General features: G+C 39.4%; 11 protein-coding genes. 3 read left to right on the top strand and 8 right to left on the bottom strand.

Going from position 1 to position 17104, the window contains the following annotated elements:
• Positions 1 to 109: 109 nt before the first annotated feature.
• The 3 genes from ACLD5M_RS00110 to ACLD5M_RS00100 form a co-directional block, all read right to left on the bottom strand.
• Positions 110 to 3715 carry a UPF0182 family protein gene (locus tag ACLD5M_RS00110; protein ID WP_410314284.1) on the bottom strand — a complete coding sequence of 1202 codons (3606 nt, stop codon included), beginning with the start codon at positions 3713 to 3715 and terminating at the stop codon, positions 110 to 112.
• A gap of 142 nt (positions 3716 to 3857) precedes the next feature.
• The gene (locus ACLD5M_RS00105; protein WP_410314283.1) at positions 3858 to 5147 is read right to left on the bottom strand and encodes a uracil-xanthine permease family protein; all 1290 of its coding nucleotides are present in this window, start codon (positions 5145 to 5147) and stop codon (positions 3858 to 3860) included.
• 321 nt (positions 5148 to 5468) lie between these two features.
• Positions 5469 to 5837, bottom strand: coding sequence for a DUF488 domain-containing protein (locus ACLD5M_RS00100; protein ID WP_116793970.1), 369 nt, complete (start codon positions 5835 to 5837; stop codon positions 5469 to 5471).
• Positions 5838 to 5921: 84 nt separating this feature from the next.
• Here ACLD5M_RS00100 and ACLD5M_RS00095 point away from each other — a divergent pair, with 84 nt between their 5' ends.
• Positions 5922 to 6983: a YeiH family protein gene (locus ACLD5M_RS00095; RefSeq protein ID WP_004136034.1), complete on the top strand. Its 1062-nt coding sequence runs from the start codon at positions 5922 to 5924 to the stop codon at positions 6981 to 6983.
• Between the two features lie 135 nt (positions 6984 to 7118).
• Here the strand turns inward: ACLD5M_RS00095 and ACLD5M_RS00090 are convergent, their stop codons facing one another.
• From ACLD5M_RS00090 to ACLD5M_RS00075, 4 genes are all read right to left on the bottom strand, one after another.
• Positions 7119 to 7769: a L,D-transpeptidase gene (locus ACLD5M_RS00090; protein WP_410314282.1), complete on the bottom strand. Its 651-nt coding sequence runs from the start codon at positions 7767 to 7769 to the stop codon at positions 7119 to 7121.
• Positions 7770 to 7997: 228 nt separating this feature from the next.
• Positions 7998 to 9086 (bottom strand): redox-regulated ATPase YchF, encoded by a 1089-nt coding sequence (gene ychF / locus ACLD5M_RS00085; RefSeq protein ID WP_004136029.1) that lies wholly within the window; start codon positions 9084 to 9086, stop codon positions 7998 to 8000.
• A gap of 51 nt (positions 9087 to 9137) precedes the next feature.
• Positions 9138 to 9944, bottom strand: a complete 807-nt coding sequence (gene proC, locus ACLD5M_RS00080) for a pyrroline-5-carboxylate reductase (protein ID WP_119521373.1) — start codon at positions 9942 to 9944, stop codon at positions 9138 to 9140.
• Positions 9945 to 10080: 136 nt separating this feature from the next.
• Positions 10081 to 11463, bottom strand: a complete 1383-nt coding sequence (locus tag ACLD5M_RS00075; RefSeq protein ID WP_410314281.1) for an alpha/beta fold hydrolase — start codon at positions 11461 to 11463, stop codon at positions 10081 to 10083.
• Positions 11464 to 11578: 115 nt separating this feature from the next.
• Between ACLD5M_RS00075 and ACLD5M_RS00070 the strand changes: the two genes are divergently transcribed.
• Together ACLD5M_RS00070 and ACLD5M_RS00065 are read left to right on the top strand one after the other, a co-directional pair.
• On the top strand, positions 11579 to 14134 hold the full coding sequence (locus ACLD5M_RS00070; protein ID WP_410314280.1) for a sensor histidine kinase: 2556 nt from the start codon (positions 11579 to 11581) through the stop codon (positions 14132 to 14134).
• A gap of 9 nt (positions 14135 to 14143) precedes the next feature.
• Positions 14144 to 14899: a response regulator gene (locus tag ACLD5M_RS00065; protein WP_410314279.1), complete on the top strand. Its 756-nt coding sequence runs from the start codon at positions 14144 to 14146 to the stop codon at positions 14897 to 14899.
• Positions 14900 to 14993: 94 nt separating this feature from the next.
• Here ACLD5M_RS00065 and ACLD5M_RS00060 read toward each other — a convergent pair whose 3' ends face one another.
• Positions 14994 to 16934: a chromosome partitioning protein ParA gene (locus ACLD5M_RS00060; RefSeq protein WP_410314278.1), complete on the bottom strand. Its 1941-nt coding sequence runs from the start codon at positions 16932 to 16934 to the stop codon at positions 14994 to 14996.
• Positions 16935 to 17104: the final 170 nt, after the last annotated feature.

Below are 17104 nucleotides of genomic sequence, written 5' to 3'. Positions count from 1 at the left end.
CCGTTACTAACTCAGTCAACAAACTGAGAAAGTAACGCATAAATAGCAATATCCGTTATTATCTCAGCTACAAAACTGAGATAATAACGGATTAGTAACGGCAATTCTACTACTTTGCAGATTCTTCTTTCATAGCCTCGCCAATAGCATCGCTTAGCTCCTTTTGAGCTTTGCCATACGCTTCCCAATTACCTTCACGCATTGCAGTATCGGAATCCTTTAACGCTTGAGCTGCACGCTTAAGAGCAGCTTTTACTTGAGGATTTAACGAAGATGAATTAGTAGAGGAAGCTTGATTAGAAGAATTTTGCTTATTCTCTTTGCTATCTTTACTACCTTCGCTTATTTGAGACTTATCTGCTTTATCGCCAGGTTTATTAGAAGCGTCTCCTGCCAAAGCTCCGGAATCTCCACCGAATACTTGATCAAGAGCTTCGTCCAATGTATCTGCAAAACCAACCTGATCGCCGAAAGCTACCAGTACTTTCTTAAGCAATGGATAGCTCGTAGAACCACTCGATTGCACATACACAGGCTCTACGTAAACAAGTCCTCCACCAAGAGGCAAAGTTAATAAGTTTCCTCGCTTAACTTTTGTAGAACCAGATTCAAGCAAATTCAGCTCTTTAGAAACGCTAGCGTTAGCGTTGAAATTGTTTTGAGCTTGACCAGGTCCTGGAACGTTAGAAACCTTAGGTAATTCTTGCAAGCGAAGCTTACCATAGTTTGGTCCAATCTTTCCAGGAGTATCCCCGGCATCTGAATCAACAGACAAGAAACCAGTTAAAATTTCGCGAGTAATCTTACCTGCAGGAATATATGTAGAAACTAACGAAAATACCGGCTTCTTTGCATCCCCAGTTTGCAAAGTCAAATAGTAAGGCGGTTGCAAAATATCATCACGTTGAAGACTTTGAGATTCCGTTGGATCAACAGGAGTCTGCCAGAAATCTTCACCAGAGAAGAACTGACTTGCAGTATCTACATGGTACTTTGCTAGCAAATAACGCTGAACCTTAAACAAGCTTTCCGGATAACGCAAATGTTTCATCAAATCGCCAGAAATCTTAGAAATATCGTGATAATGACCTGGGAATATTGATTTCCAAGCTTTAATCACAGGGTCTTTGGCATCCCAAACGTACAAATCAACCGAACCATCGTATGCATCAACAGTGGCTTTTACTGAATTGCGAATATAATTTGCGCGCTGATTAGTTAAGCCTTTAATTGAGCGAGATGTTGTTGTAGTTGAATCCTGCGTAATACTGCCAAAATCAGTCATTTGCGAATATGGGTAGGAGTCGGATGTTGTATACCCGTCAACAATCCACTTAACTCGACCATCTACAACCGCAGGGTAAACGCGCCCATCTAAAGTCAAGTATGGAGCTACTTTAGAAACACGAGTCTTAGGGTCACGATCGTACAAAATCTGAGAATTTGCGGTAACTCTATCCGAGAAGAGAATCTGATCCGACTCAAAACGAATAGCATGCATCAGCTTAGAGAAGAAGTTACCTACGCTCGGGCCACCATTACCCTTAAAAGTAGTTAAGGCACCTTGAGAACCTGTTGGATAATCAAACTCCCAAGGAGCTGTGCCTTTTGGAGAACCAACAATAGAATACTCAGGAGCATTTGGAGAGAAGTAAATACGAGGCTCATATTTTTGCTGCTTCGTAAGCTTACCTTGAGTAGGAATACCGTATTCCATAAACTGAGGCTGACCGTCTGCAGTAACCTTATTTCCGTAAGCCGCAACCATGCCGTATCCATGAGTGTAAACAGTGTGATCGTTCACCCAGTTACGATTATCATTGCCAGCTAAATCTAGCTCTCTAGCCGCAATAACAGTATCTTGACTCACTCCGTCAATATCGTATTTGTCAACAGAAAGAGTGTCCGCAAAAGTGTAGTATTGCTTTGATTGCTGAAGCTGACGGAATGTTGGAGATGTGACTTGCGGATCGAGCAAACGAATTTGCGCTGTAGATTCTGCTTCTGCAGATAACGCTCCAGATTTTCCGTGAGAAGTTGCGTTATACGATTCTTTCTTTACATTGTTTAAACCGTAAGCAAATTTTGTAGCATCAATATTTCGCTGAATATAAGGAGCTTCCATTTCCTGTGCGTTAGGAGCAACCTTAAAACGCTGCAAAAGTGCAGGCCAAGCAAAAGATATAACAATTGAGCAAGCAATTAAAGAAGCCAAAGCAATTGTTGGGGTTTTCCAAGCTTTAACAGCACTCTTAAAACGTTGCGCTATTGGAGCTTCACCAGAGAGTGCATGAGATTTCATAAACCAAAACGCAAGAACCGCACCAACCACAACAGTTATTACTGCCATTACTATGCTTCCAGGCACTCCAGCGTTCATATCCGTGTATGATCCACCAGTAATTCTTGAACCGTCAAGAGTTACTACAGAGAACATGTCTAAAATTTGCAAAACTGCCCAAGATAAAATCACAAACATAAACCATATTGCGATTTGCCTGCGAGCGCGGTTAGTAATATTCAATATTCCATTGCCATCAATAGGCATAGTAAAGCGAATACCGCCCATAAGCAGGTGCGAAACAATAGAGAAAATAAGAGATATTACCAAAAGAAGAACAAAAGCACCGGCAAACAATCTTAGTCCCGGAAGCACAAATACGTAAAAACCATTGTCGATTCCAAATTGTGGATCCTTAATTCCGAAAGACTGAGCGTTGAACATAAGTAATATTTGCACCCAGTGATTGTAGAATTGGAAACCAAATATTGCGCCAACAATTAGTGAAACAATACCAGCAGCATGTAACGCAACTTTAGAGCTTATTCCATGCTTTAGGTCAATAACATTTCCGCGCACGCGAATATAAGAGCCATCTGCATTAGTCGGACGAGCTTTAATTGCTAAAGCTGCAGACAAGTAACCAAAAGCGGACATCAATACAGCGTATAGTACCCAAACTCCTACTTTTGCAGCCAACTGAATCCAAATTACGCTTTCAAAGCCGAGTTGAGCATACCACATGCAATCGGTTATAAACTTTGCAAGACCAAAAACAATTGCGCATATAAAAACTATTGCTACTACGATTGCAGCAAGAACCCAGCGCCATTTTCTTGAGCCGCCAATAAATTTACCTACATTAAACTCTAATCTCATAGAACGCTTATGCTCCTTATTTTTGGTGACTTTATCATCGTTTTTATTGCTATTACTATTATCGCTAATATTGCTAGTATTGCTTTCGCTATTTTCGCTATCTTCGCTAGTATTGCTAGTATCGCTATTTTTTGGCAAATCACCTTCGTTTTCTAGTTTTTTCTTAGCTTCTAATAAATCAGTAAAGAGGTCACCGAGGTCATCATCTTCACTATAATAGTCTGCCCAATCTTTCATTTTTTTTGCAAACTTTGAAAAAGTCTTATCTTTGTTTTCACTATTAGACTCATCTTTAGAAGCATCTTTAGAAGCATCTTTATCAACAACATTTGCATTGCTATTATCTTCATCAATGCTTTCTATAACTACATCTTGATCAATAGAATCATCCATAGAAGCATCAGCAGCATCATTATTTTGATTGCTCTTTTTCTTTCCATCGCTTGAATAATCGGAACGCTTATGCACTTTAGTGTTTTTAGGTTTTTTAGCCATATACGCGCCAAAAGCAACCCATGCAATGCCAATAATTATTTCTATGATGACTTTCAACATAAGCTTAATGATACTATACTAATTATTCCCAATCTACTTGTTGTGTTTGCTGTGTAATCAAAAATAATTACAAAAAAGCGCGCTCGCAAAAGTAGCGAACGCGCCTAATTTGATTAGATTAAATCAGATTAAAGCATTTAAGCTAAGCAACATCTGGATCGTCTTTAGCGATTGTTCCGGTGAGCTTTCCTATTGCCTTCATTACGTGGTACACAACCAACACAACAACAGTGCCGATTGCAATGCCGTTGAACTGAATTCCAGAAACAGCAAATTGGAAGTTAGCAATGCCAATAATCATAACGATTGCAGCAATCATAATGTTAACTGGCTTGTCGAAGTTCACCTTGTTTTCTACCCAAATGCGCACACCAATCATGCCAATCATGCCGTAAAGCAAAGTGGTTACACCGCCCAAAACTCCAGCTGGAATAGAGTTTACAACTGCACCGAACTTTGGGCAGAGGCTCAAGATGAAAGCAAATGCTGCTGCACACCAGTAAGCTGCTGTTGAGTAAACCTTTGTTGCAGCCATAACACCAATGTTTTCACCATATGTAGTTGTACCGCAGCCGCCGAAGCAACCTGCAATTGCAGTGCCTAAGCCGTCTGCAAACAAAGCTGTACCAATCTTGGAATCGTAGTCGCGGCCAGTCATTTGAGCTACAGACTTAACATGACCAACGTTTTCTGCAATCAAAACCAGAACAACAGGCAAGAACATGAGCAGAACAGAGAAATCTACTTGTGGAGTGTGGAACTTAGGGAAGCCAATCCAAGAAGCTTGCTCAATCTTACTAAAGTCAACTTGACCCTGGAAGCATGCATACGCGTAGCCAACAAGAACACCGAGCAAAATGTTCAATCGTCCAAGAAGGCCACGGAAGATTACTGCAATGAGCATAACTGCAACCAAAGTTACTAAAGCAGTGTCTGGAGCCTTTTGGAAGTTACCCCAAACAGCTGGACCCAAGTTAAAGCCAATAATTGCAACGATTGCACCGTTAACAACAGGAGGCATAATAATGTCAATCCACTTTGCTCCTGCAAAATGCACAAGCACACCAATTAGCGCAAGAAGAATACCCGTGCACATAATGCCAAAGCTTGCTACAGCTATGCCCTTATGCGCAGCAGTTACTGCCATAACAGGTGCTATAAGACCAAAAGAGCTTCCTAAATAACTAGGAAGCTTATTTGCGTTAATAAGTAAGAACAGTGCTGTGGAAAGAGCCGTGAACATTAAAGTAGTAGACGGATCAAAGCCTGTAAGAATTGGCACTAAGAATGTGGCGCCAAACATTGCAATAACATGCTGAGCACCAATGCCAGCAGTACGAGTCCACGTTAAACGTTCATCTGGCTCTACTACTTCGCCTGGCTTCAAAGTTTTTCCGTCTCCATGAAGCTGCCATGTAAACAAAGAATTCATTTCTTCTCCTCGTAAAAACAAGTTCTGCAAGAGGTATGTAACCGAGTGTCGTTAAAAAAAAAAAACAAGCACTCATCGAGCGCTGGGATGGCAGCTTCTGGGGGCTCCATTACACCACCGACCCATATGCCAAAGAGAAATTTTAACGCGCAAAAAGATATGTGTCGAACATAAGTAGAAAATCGTAAGGCTACTTTTTATTTTTGTTGAAATATCAAGGAAAATCGGTGTGTCGAAAACGCAACAAACACCACCAATTATTACTCATAAAAGTTTATAAACATAAACTTTTGCTTACGTATTAATCTGCTTATTGCAATCTTAGTTTTGCAAAACATTTTGAATGTAATCTTTTAACACAATTGCATGATTTATACGCAGATCTTTCGCGCCATATAAAAACGTTACTTTTTTATTTTTTCTGCATATATCTACGATTTGGTTTACACAATCTTGATTCTCGTCCAACTCTTCGATATAACGATTAGCAAATTCTTCGAAACGCTCAGACTTATGCCCAAACCATTTTCGCAAATCACCTGATGGAGCAATATCTTTACACCACAAATCAAGATTTGCCTTTTCTTTACTTATTCCTCTAGGCCACAATCTATCTACTAATATTCGCAAGCCATCATGTTCATCAGATGATTCATAAATTCGTTTAATTTGAATATCAATATTGCACATAATTACCTCTTTAACTACATATAATAATTATACAATTATGATTTTTGTTCGTTTTTGTCCGATTGTGAGAGAATAATGAGCTAAATGGTTAATTTCTTTGATACATGGAAAAAGAAAATCTGCACCATCGATATGGCTCTTATTGCCGTATTGACGCTTCTAGCTTCCTTTATTGGTAGCTGGCTTAAGCAATACCCAGGCTTAAAACTTCTGGGTGCTCTTATTATTGCGTTGCTCGTTGGCATGGCTCTGCAGCTGCCATTGCACGCATACAAAAAGAATAATGATTTACGACGCGCAGGAGTTAAAAGCGCAGCTGGTTTGATTGCAAACAAACTTCTTCGCCTTGGTATTATTCTCCTCGGCTTTAAGCTGAATTTGCATGATTTGTTTACCAAGGGCATTAAGTGCCTACCTATTGCAGCTGTGTTAGTTGCAGTAATGGTTTGCGTAACTTATAACATTGCTAAACTTTTGAAGGTAAATCCTCAGCTTGCAATGCTTACTGCAGGAGGCACAAGTATTTGTGGCGCTGCAGCAGTTATGGGTCTTTCTGGCTCAATGCCAGTTCTTCCAGAAGAGGAAGATGAAAAAGAGCAGAACGAAGTTATGGCCGTTGCAACAGTTGCAATTATGGGCACTATTTACGCTCTTGCTGAAATCTTTATTCTTCCTCACTTCGGCATGACTAATCAGCAGCTTGGAATAGCTTCAGGCGCATCTCTTCACGAAATTGCACATGCTGTTGCAGCTGGTGGAGCATTCAATAGTATTAATGTTGCAACAATAATGAAGCTTTCACGAGTTCTTATGCTCGTTCCAGCTTCTATCTTTATTGCAATCTGGTGGAATGCTCGTCATAGCAAAGTTGAAAATGGCGGAAAGCATAAGATTAGCTTCCCATGGTTTATGCTTGGCTTTATTGCAGCATCTGTTATTGGAACTTACGTTCCTTTCATAACAGCTCACGCATCAACTCTTGTAGAAGCAGGATACGTTTTCCTTGGCATGGCAATGGCAGCTCTTGGAATTAACGTAAACTTCAAAGTTATTTTCAAACAGGGTCGCACTGCTTTCCTTGCAAGCTTCTTAGCTTCTATTGTTTTGGTAGTATTAGCTTGTTTGGCTGCAGTACTATTCTTCTAAACAAAATATTGCAAGAATAGTTTGCTAAAAATATATGAGGGTCTTCAAATGAAGGCCCTCTTTTTTATTTGCAACATTTAAAATTACATTTAAATCAGACTAGTTAAATATTGCGTTTATACAGCTTTTGCAAGATTATCCAATATGAACAGACGTTCCGTCAGGAATATTCTCATAGAACCATTTTGCATCCGCAACGCTTAAACGCACACAACCATGAGATGCAGGCTTTCCTAACTTCATACCTTCAGACCTAATATAATTCCCAAACTTATGGTTAGTTGGCACAGAGTGGAATAAGTATTCTGCATCAATAAAACCTACCCAATAGTCAGCGCCAACTTTTTCATTCTGATTGTAAAAATGCTTGTTGCGCATGCCGTTAATATGATAATCGCCATGAGGAGTAGAGTCATTTATTCCAGAACTCATAATCATTGAATAAACAGTTTTCCCTTTAGCAATAATGTATACGCGCTGCTTTTTAAGATTTACATCAATATGTAAGTCAGAAACCTTTATTCCAGTAAGATTAGGGTACGCTCCCCCCGTAGGATACTTCCAAAAATCAGATTTAGCATTAGCTTTTTTAGAAGAACTTTTATTGCAATACTTATAAATATTATTTAGATTTCTTCTATTACTGTTATTTTTAATACCGCCGCAATTATTCTTAATCTTTTCAATAAGCGCATTTTTCCGTGCTTGCACACCGTATTGATACGTAGTAGAAAGTACGTTCGATGTTTCAAAACCAACAAATAACAGAAAAATTACTATCAACATTGCAAGTATGCTCGCAGATATGTAGCGCATAGTTTTCGAACTACGAATCCACCATCTGCGCACTTTTGCAAAAACTCGCGCACATTTGCGTATATCACTAACAAAGCCACGAATAAATTGCATCACTATCTCCGGTTATAAAAATAAAAAGGTTGCTACTAATAGTTTAACAGCAAACTACTAGCAGCAACGCTTGAAAAACAAAATTTCGCTTAATTCGCAGAAATATCACACGTTGAATTTAAATTCAACAATATCTCCATCTTGCATAACGTAGTCTCGGCCTTCAAGACGAAGCTTGCCTTCTTCCTTAATTTTTGCCATAGAGCCTTGAGCCTCAACAAAATCATCGTAAGATACGATTTCTGCTTTAATAAATCCGCGCTCAAAATCAGTGTGAATTACGCCAGCAGCTTGAGGAGCAGTCCAACCTTTATGAATCTGCCAAGCGTGAACTTCCTTAACACCAGCGGTTAAATAAGTTTGAAGACCTAAAATATCGAATCCCACACGCGCAAGCTGATCCAAACCAGATTCCTTCAAACCAGCATCCTCAAGCATTTCACGAGCGTCAGCTTCGTCAAGCTCTGTAAGCTCGGACTCGAACTGAGCGTTCAAGAAGATTGCTTTTGCAGGTGCCACAGAAGCAGAAAGTTTAGACTTTAAATCTTCGTCAGCAAGCTCAGAATCATCTACGTTAAACACGTAAATAAACGGCTTAGCAGTAAGCAAGTGCAAATCGTACACGTCGTTTTTATCAATAAGCTTTTCGTTATGCGCTTGGTCAATCGTTTTACCAGAAGCAAGAATTTCCTTAGCTTTATTTACTGCATCAACATATTCCTGCGTAACTTTCTTGCCACGCAAATCCTTTTCCAACTTTGGAAGAGCATTTTCAATAGTTTGCATATCGGCAAGAATAAGCTCAGTATTAATAGTGTCAATATCGTCGGCAGGATCCACTTTGCCGTTCACATGCACAATATCGTCGTCATTAAACGCGCGCACAACTTCGCAAATAGCATCTGCTTCGCGAATATTAGCAAGGAACTTATTGCCCAAACCTTCGCCCTCGGAAGCACCCTTAACAATGCCTGCAATATCAACGAAAGTAACCGTTGCTGGAACAATCTTTTCGGTATTAACTAATTTAGCTAAAACTGGAAGACGATGATCCGGAAGCGGAACAATACCAGTATTTGGTTCAATAGTTGCAAACGGATAATTCTCCGCCAAAACGTTATTGCGAGTTAAAGCATTAAACATAGTGGATTTGCCCACGTTTGGCAATCCAACAATTCCAATAGTTAAAGACATATTCACCTAGTTTAGACCAGCGTCGGGAAAGCCGACACAACTTGATTTTATTTACTTTATATTTTCGATAGCATCCACGGCAGAAATAACATCTCCCCTAAATCCGCGAGATTCTAACTGTGCAACGCCTCGAATAGTGGTTCCTCCAGGAGAGCACACTGCATCTTTCATAATACCTGGATGAGTACGCTCGTTCATATATAACGCACCTACCCCTTCGATCATTTTTGCAGCCAAACGGTAAGCACAATCTCGCTGCAACCCGTACTTTACGCCAGCATCTCCCAAAGCTTCCATGTACATTGCTGTAAAAGCTGGAGCACAGCTAGAAATACACATTGCAATATTCATATTTTCGCCAGACACACGCTCTACTAAAGAAATTGGATCAAATAAAGCATTAAACATAGAAAGCTGTGCGTCAGTTAGAGTATTACTAGACTCAGCTAAAGTAACTCCCTGACCTACCGAAATAGGAGTATTAGGAATAATGCATTGAACATGAACATTATTGCCAAGCAAATCCTTGTATCGCTCAAGATTCCAGCCGGCTGCAACAGAAATAATGGCTGTACCGCGTTCGTCAATAAGACCAGCAATAGGTTTAAGAACTTCAGAAATCTGATAAGGTTTTACAGCAACAATAATTACGTCACTTGCTTCACATACTTCTTTAGCAGTGCGCATAGCGCGAGCGCCAATAAGCGAAGTGTTACGCTCAAGTTTTTCAAAATTACGAGCACATGCAACAATATTTTCACCTTGCAATACGCCTGCATTTACAGCACCTTTAGCAATTGCTTGTGCCATATTGCCGTAACCAATAAATCCAACAGTACCGAATGTTCCACTACTCATTCATAATCCCCTTTGGTGCAATTCATAAATAAAGCACTATTTATGACGCAATTATTACTCAAACAGATGTATAGCATATCAAATAGTGCTCTATTAAACGATACAAACACGCAAAATTTAAAACTTACAGAGCTTATTAGCGCTTGTAAATTCCCTCTAAATCACCACGATTTAAAGCCTCATCAAAAAGATGACGGAATACTACATCTCCATGCAAACCATCATGCTCAAATTCGTTTGTTGTCCAATAATGGGAGTTTGCAATACGAGAAAGCGTGTCAAGCTGAAGACCAGAATCAACATACATGTCATCAAAGTAGACTGCAGACTGTAATGGAACTTCGTTATTAGCAAGTTGATCTTGATCATAGATCTTGCCAAACTGCTTGTCGCTCATTAAGCAGTCAACTGCTGGCAAGAATGGCTGCAAAGCTTTTTCTTGATCAAACATCCAAGGAAACATAGCTTCGCCCGTAAAAAGAAGCGGACGTGCAGAACCAGAAAACTCTGGCATTGTTTCCCTAACCTGCTGAGCTGCCCACAAAATTGGGTGCTCTAATTCACCGTCAGCATAAATAAATTCTTGCAGCGGCCAATAAAGCGGGCTTGAAGCCGTTGAATCCATTACACCGTACACAAACTCGTCGCTTAAACTTCCAGCAGAAGCTCCACCACCGTGCTTAAACGCTTTCAAAGAACCATCACCATCTGCAAACGCAGAATCAAGAAGCCAGTGCACTCGCTCAAAACTTGGCTTCATGCCGAAGGAAGAACCCAACATTTGGAATCGCTCAACCGTAAGCTTCTCGCCATTTGGAAGCACAACATCACCCTGCGCAATACGATCCGCAATAGCGGCTGCACGAGCAACATCCTGCGGATAACGCTCATAGAATTGCTCAGTTTTACGCGCCATACGAGGAAAAGTATGCTCATAGACTTCACGCGCATTTGCAGGAACATGAGGAATGCCGCCAGTTGTGAAGCTTGCAATCAATCCTTGCGGGAAAAGCGACAAATACGTAAGCGTAAGGAAACCACCGTAACTTTGACCTAGAGAGACCCACGGTTTTGCGTCAAATTCTGTAAGTCGCAAATGTTCAAAATCGCGAATAATAGAATCAGCTAAGAAACGCTTCAAATACCACGCTTGACGCTCAACACTTACGCCATCATCTGCCATACGCTTCATAGTTGAAGCATCCACTCTTGAAGAGCGTCCTACTCCGCGCTGATCTGGCAAGACTACACGAAAATGCTTAATAGCCTCTTGAATCCAACCATCACTAGAAGGCGAAAGTGGTCGCGGACACTGCCCACCAGGGCCGCCTTGCAAGAACACAAGCAACGGCAAATCGTCATGCACATGCTCAGGAGCACAAACAACTCTACAGAACAGTCGAATCGTTTCGCCTTTAATAGCTCCACCAGGAGTGTTGCCTTCCCAATCAAGTGGAACATCAATCGCACGCTCCTCAACATGTAATCCCGGAACATAATAGCTTGTGAGTAATGCCATCTTGCCATCCCTTTCTTTATTCGTGCTACATTGCAACTATCAATTACACACTCTATTTATAAATCATACTCAAGTTTGATTGTTCTATAAAGTACTATGCACTAGCCTAGTAATTATGAAAGTACCTAATATGTTTCAAAGTGTTATACAGCGCTTACGAAAAGAGCTCACATTAAACGACATATTATGGGGTATTATTCCACTTATTCTTTTTATACTCTCAAGCGATCGCTACGTTATAAGCAACGTTGATGGCTTTTTGACTCAAGGTTCGCTTATTACAGTAACGCTTATCAATATTGTTGTTGCATTACTACTTTCATTACGAAAACTATGGCCTGAACAAGCGGCTACTATTTTTATTGTTATTTGCATTGTGCAAGTAGCATTTGGCCCTACTCAACTTTTCGCTGATTTCTTTGGTTTCGTGCTACTTGTTAATGCTATTGCGCGCGGAAATCCAGAACATTCAAAAGCTTTTGTTATTGCAGCTTACGTAACAACAGTATTATCTTGCGCAGTAATATCGTGGAATACTGTAATGGGACCAATATATGGCACCAATCATTCAAAAGCTAGTTATACTTGTAGTGTACAAAATATAAATAGTAGTAGCATAAAAAATTGCGTTTCAAATATACTTAATTTTGCAATTCCTTCAATAATTTTTGCGATTATTATTACCACTATTACGGTTATTATTGGCTACTGGCAGCGCACTCACGTGCATACTATTCAACTTTTGCAAGATCACAATAATGCTATTCGCGCGTACCGCCGAAAAGCTCAACACATTGCTGTTACTGCAGAGCGCGCAAGAATTGCAAGAGATATGCACGATATTGTTGCCCACACGCTTTCTATTATTATTGTTCAAGCAGATGGTGGTCGTTATGCAGCAACCAAAGATATTTCTCTTGCTAAAAAAACAATGCATATTATTAAAAACGAAGCCGAGCGCGCCGTTCACGACATGCGCCGACTTCTAGAAGCTTTAACAGACGCTCCATCGTGTCAATTGGATTTCAATCACATACCTTCGCTTATTGAGCAAGCAAAAATTGCATCTCCTAAAAATATTTTTTGGCATACTGTTGATGGCATAAATTCTCAAAATAGGCTTAACACTGACGCACAAACCGTTGCATACCGCGTTGTTCAGGAGTCTCTTACAAATATTCGAAAGCATGCAGGCGAATGCGTTAAAGTAAACATTCATGAAGAATGGAACAACCAAGGTTTAAAACTAAAAATTACAAATGAAATACACAAAATCGAAGCTAACCAAACGCAAAATAGCAATGCGCCACATAAAAACGGTTATGGTTTGATTGGCATGAAAGAGCGAATTGAAAATCTTCACGGAACGCTTGATTATGGAAAACTCAATGATGGAACGTTTAGTATTGTTGCTTTTATTCCATATTCTTACAGCGCAGACCAATCAAACACTACTGTTTCTGTATTAAATAGTATTCATAACGTTACTCATAAGAATGCAAAAGTTAATAATGAATCGGCGGCGCAAGCAAACCCGGCAAATGTGAAACCAGCAGATGTAAACGTTCCAACCTCATCAAAAGTTTTGCCAAAAGTTTTACCAGAAACAAATGCTTCACAAAATAGGATTGAGAAAGTATCTCAATGGTTTGAACAACATTGGCTTATTGGAGACATTATTTATGCATCACCTTGGGTTGTTATGATGCTCTTTCTGCCAACCTACGATTTTATTGTTGGAGTTGGAATATCTTCACAATATTCCAACTCGCTTTCATTACAAATACTTTATAAAGTATTTACTCTTACAACCATGATTCCATTCATGTTTCGCAGAAAAGCTCCAACCGCATGCGCAATTGTTGCAGCAGTATTTTCTGCAATACAGCTTATACTCTTGCCGAATATTTTATTCGCTAATTTTTTCATACCGAACATTATTTACGCTGCTGTGCTCTACGGTAAAAAACACGCATGGCAATGGGTTAGCTCAGTAGTGCTTGCCGAATCTGCTATTTTCGCCGTAAAAATTGGTATTTCATCAAAAAATATTCCACAAACTGAAACTCCAATACGATTCTTTACATCAAATATTGCCACAACCAATTTTTATGACTTTATGCAATTTGCGTCCGTTGGATTAGTTTTTGGTTTTATAGTTGCGTTAATTTGTTTTGCGGCCATTGCATTTGCTTATTCCCGCAGAAACGATGACAATAATTTGCTGATTCTAAAAGCGCGCAGAACAGAATTAGAGCAAGAGCAAAAACAGCTAGAAGTACTTGCAGCTAACGCAGAAAGGCAACGACTTAGCTCAAATATTCAGCAAAAAGTTGCTATTACATTGCATAAAGTAATCGATGCCGCAAATAGCGGAATTGATATGCTAAATAAATACGAAAAAACAAATAGCAATGCAGAAAATCGAAAGTTATCAGAACCAAAGCAATCACAGGAACAAAGTGAAGAAATTAGTAAAGCTTTCAAAAATATTGGAGATGAAGGTCGTTCGGCACTGAAATATATGCGAAAATTGCTTGGAGTTTTGCGAGAAACAGGTTCAAGCGTTCATTCAGCAAATAATGCTGCGAATGTAACTGAGATTGCTATTCGCCCTGCTGCCCCACTTGATGAGCAAATTCAACACAACGCATTAAATAAGCAAGAGTAAGTTGATACTATGGAAAATATGGAAAACAATGAAGTAATTCGCGTTGCAATAGCCGACGATCAGGAGCTTGTGCGTGCAGGATTTGCTATGGTAATTAACTCGCAGCAAGATATGCAAGTTGTTTCCCAAGCAGCGAATGGAAAACAAATAGTAGAGTTTACAGAAAAAGATTATCCAGACATTATTCTTATGGATGTTCGAATGCCTGTAATGGACGGTTTGGAGGCAACTCGCAAGATTCTGCAGCAAAAAACTAACACAAATACTCGAATCATTATCTTAACAACTTTTGATTTAGACGAATATGTTATGGCTGCAATTCATGCTGGCGCTTCCGGATTTTTGCTTAAAGATACAGAGCCAGAAACTTTGCTTAATTCCATACGAACTGTGTATCAAGGAAACGCAATTATTGCTCCGACCGCTACTAAACGTTTGATCGAAAATATGATTCAGCAAGGCAAAGTAGCAACAAATATTAAAGCAAACAGCGTTGCGAGTTACGCTGCACAAGCAAGTTCAACTGCACAAGGAACACAAAGCTGCGCATACGGAATTTCCGTTATTCCAGAGCTTACTGATAGAGAACGCGAGGTTCTTGTTGAAATTGCTCACGGACTTTCAAATCAGGAAATTGCTGACAAACTATTTATTAGCTTGCCAACAGTTAAAACTCATGTTGCGCATATTTTAGGAAAAATCGATGCTAGAGACCGCGTTCAAGCTGTAGTTTTTGCTTACGAAAATGGCTTAGTTAAGCCGTAAAAACATACCAGAATATATAAAAATGCGGCTATTAATGCATAATGCACGAATAGCCGCAAATTTAAATTATCAACATACCTAATAGCTTTTTAATTTATGCTTTCGGTAAGCGACGGTGACGCATAAATGTTACGCCTGCAGCAGCCGCACCAGAAATGGTTAGCGCACCCAAAACACCCAACATTATAGTGCTAAGCATATTGCCAGAAGACTTGTTCTCGGATGTAGCACTAGCTTGAGCTTGTGGCTTTTCGCTTTCAGTATCCGAAATCTTTTCGTCAGTTTCGTTAGCAGGACGATCCTGAACATCATTATTTTCGGAAGTTTCCGCACTTTCTGCAGTTTTAGCGTTTTCTTTAGCCACATTAGATTCAGAAGGCTTTGCAGAAGGCTTTGCAGAAGGCTTTGCAGATTCAACAGGCTTGCTTTCAACAGGCTTGCTTTCAGTCTTACTTTCAACAGGCTTTGACTGCTTATCTGTAGCATCTTCAGAAACAGCAGGAGCTGAATTATCTTCAACTTGAACTGCTGGAACTACTGGGTCTGCAGGAGTAACAGGAGCAGATGGAACAACAGAAGCAGGTGGCATAGCTGGTGCTTTAACAGACGGAGCTGGGATATTAGCTTCAGGTACTGCAGGAACTGGAGCAGTTACTTCCGGAACAGATACTACTGGAGGTGCAGGAACTGGAGCAGCATGCTCTTGAGATTCACTACCTTTCTTAGACTCAGAAGGTGCTGGAACACTAGGAGCAGTCTGTTTTTCAGATTCTTTGGCATCATTATTGCCAGCAGAACTGCTGCTATTTTGCTGATTCTTTTTAGCTTTTTCCTGTTCCAATTGAGCTTTGAGAGTAGTAACTTTAATTCTAGCTGCCTCAAGATTCTTTTCTGCTTCCTTTAAAGAATCTTCAGCTTGCTTCTTTTGCTTATTGTTATTAGCTCTTGCATCAGGCTGATTATTTTTAAATGCTTTAGCACCCTCAACACCATTTCTTAATGAGTCAATTTTTTTGCCTAGTTCCTCTTTGTTGTCAACTAACTTATAGTTCTCAATAATATTACCAAGAAGCTTTATTTCAGACTCTGCTTTCTTTACTTCAGAATCTTTAGTATTAGAAGCTTCGAGCTTTTTGGCTACATCTTTCTTATACTCATCAATTTGATCTTTAATCTTTTTAAGTTCTTCATCTGCTTTTTCAAATTCTTGCTGCGCTGTCTTGAAAAGAGTATCTAATTGTTTCAGAGTTTCTTCTTTAGCAGCAACAGATTTCTTATTTTCTTCAACTTTTTTGCTAAGTGAAGTTTGATCATTAGAGACTCTTCTAAACTGCTCCGCTAGAGAATAAATATTACCGGCATCGTCTGGATCAGCTTTTTCTAACGCAGATTCTAATTCAGCGATTTTTGTATCATACTCTTTAACTTGAGCAGAATCACTTGCAATAGATTCCTTAAGAGAATCTACTTCTTTGTGAAGATTTGAAATCTGTGATTCATACTGCTTTATGCTAGATGCAGCTCTTTCTTTTGTTTGACTTTTTTCTTCTTCGTCATTTTGCAAACCATCAAGAGCTAATTTTGCATTATCATATTGTTCTTTTAAAAGTTCATACGCTGCTTTTAATCCAGTAAGATCGCTCTCTTTTTCTTTTTTGGACTTTTCAAATTCTGCAACCTTTGCTTTTGCAGCTTCGGAATCCATTTTAAGTGCATTTTGAGCTTCTGAAAGTTCCCTTTCCTTATCTTTCTCAGCGTTTTCAGCTATTTTTTCAGTCTCAGAAATTTTATTTAAAAGAGCATCAAACTCTTCGACTTTTTTCTTATAATCTTCAATTTGAGCTTCTAATTGCTTAACTTGCTTTTCAGCTTTTTCAATTGCTTCTTCAGTAGACGCTTTTGCAGTCGCCTCTGTTTGAGTTGGTACATTCTGTACTTCATCAGCAGCATCTTGCGCCCACGCTGGCATTGGGCTTTGCATTAACAATAAGATTCCTGCAATTGCTGCGGCAGATTTTTTATTGACCGTTACCATATTTTCTACTCCTTGCTCGTAGCGGCCTTCATGTCTAACTTATGTCAGCAGTCATTTTGAGCATAACAAAGAAATAAATACATTTTCAACGCTATTTATTCGGAAAATTTCCGGCAAAACTTGTCATTATGAATAATAATCGTATTATTTTTGAATATCTTTAATAAAAA

Origin of the sequence: Gardnerella sp. Marseille-Q9185, from assembly GCF_046508745.1 — a bacterium.
Classification (GTDB): domain Bacteria; phylum Actinomycetota; class Actinomycetes; order Actinomycetales; family Bifidobacteriaceae; genus Bifidobacterium; species Bifidobacterium greenwoodii.
This window is presented reverse-complemented; position numbering and strand designations above follow the sequence as displayed.

Coding starts and splice junctions, on each gene's coding strand:
- ACLD5M_RS00110 (WP_410314284.1), bottom strand. CDS start 3,715: ATGTTGAAAGTCATCATAGAAATAATTATTGGCATTGCATGGGTTGCT.
- ACLD5M_RS00075 (WP_410314281.1), bottom strand. CDS start 11,463: ATGGCATTACTCACAAGCTATTATGTTCCGGGATTACATGTTGAGGAG.
- ACLD5M_RS00100 (WP_116793970.1), bottom strand. CDS start 5,837: ATGTGCAATATTGATATTCAAATTAAACGAATTTATGAATCATCTGAT.
- proC (WP_119521373.1), bottom strand. CDS start 9,944: ATGAGTAGTGGAACATTCGGTACTGTTGGATTTATTGGTTACGGCAAT.
- ACLD5M_RS00065 (WP_410314279.1), top strand. CDS start 14,144: ATGGAAAATATGGAAAACAATGAAGTAATTCGCGTTGCAATAGCCGAC.
- ACLD5M_RS00060 (WP_410314278.1), bottom strand. CDS start 16,934: ATGGTAACGGTCAATAAAAAATCTGCCGCAGCAATTGCAGGAATCTTA.
- ACLD5M_RS00105 (WP_410314283.1), bottom strand. CDS start 5,147: ATGAATTCTTTGTTTACATGGCAGCTTCATGGAGACGGAAAAACTTTG.
- ACLD5M_RS00090 (WP_410314282.1), bottom strand. CDS start 7,769: ATGTTGATAGTAATTTTTCTGTTATTTGTTGGTTTTGAAACATCGAAC.
- ACLD5M_RS00070 (WP_410314280.1), top strand. CDS start 11,579: ATGAAAGTACCTAATATGTTTCAAAGTGTTATACAGCGCTTACGAAAA.
- ychF (WP_004136029.1), bottom strand. CDS start 9,086: ATGTCTTTAACTATTGGAATTGTTGGATTGCCAAACGTGGGCAAATCC.
- ACLD5M_RS00095 (WP_004136034.1), top strand. CDS start 5,922: ATGGTTAATTTCTTTGATACATGGAAAAAGAAAATCTGCACCATCGAT.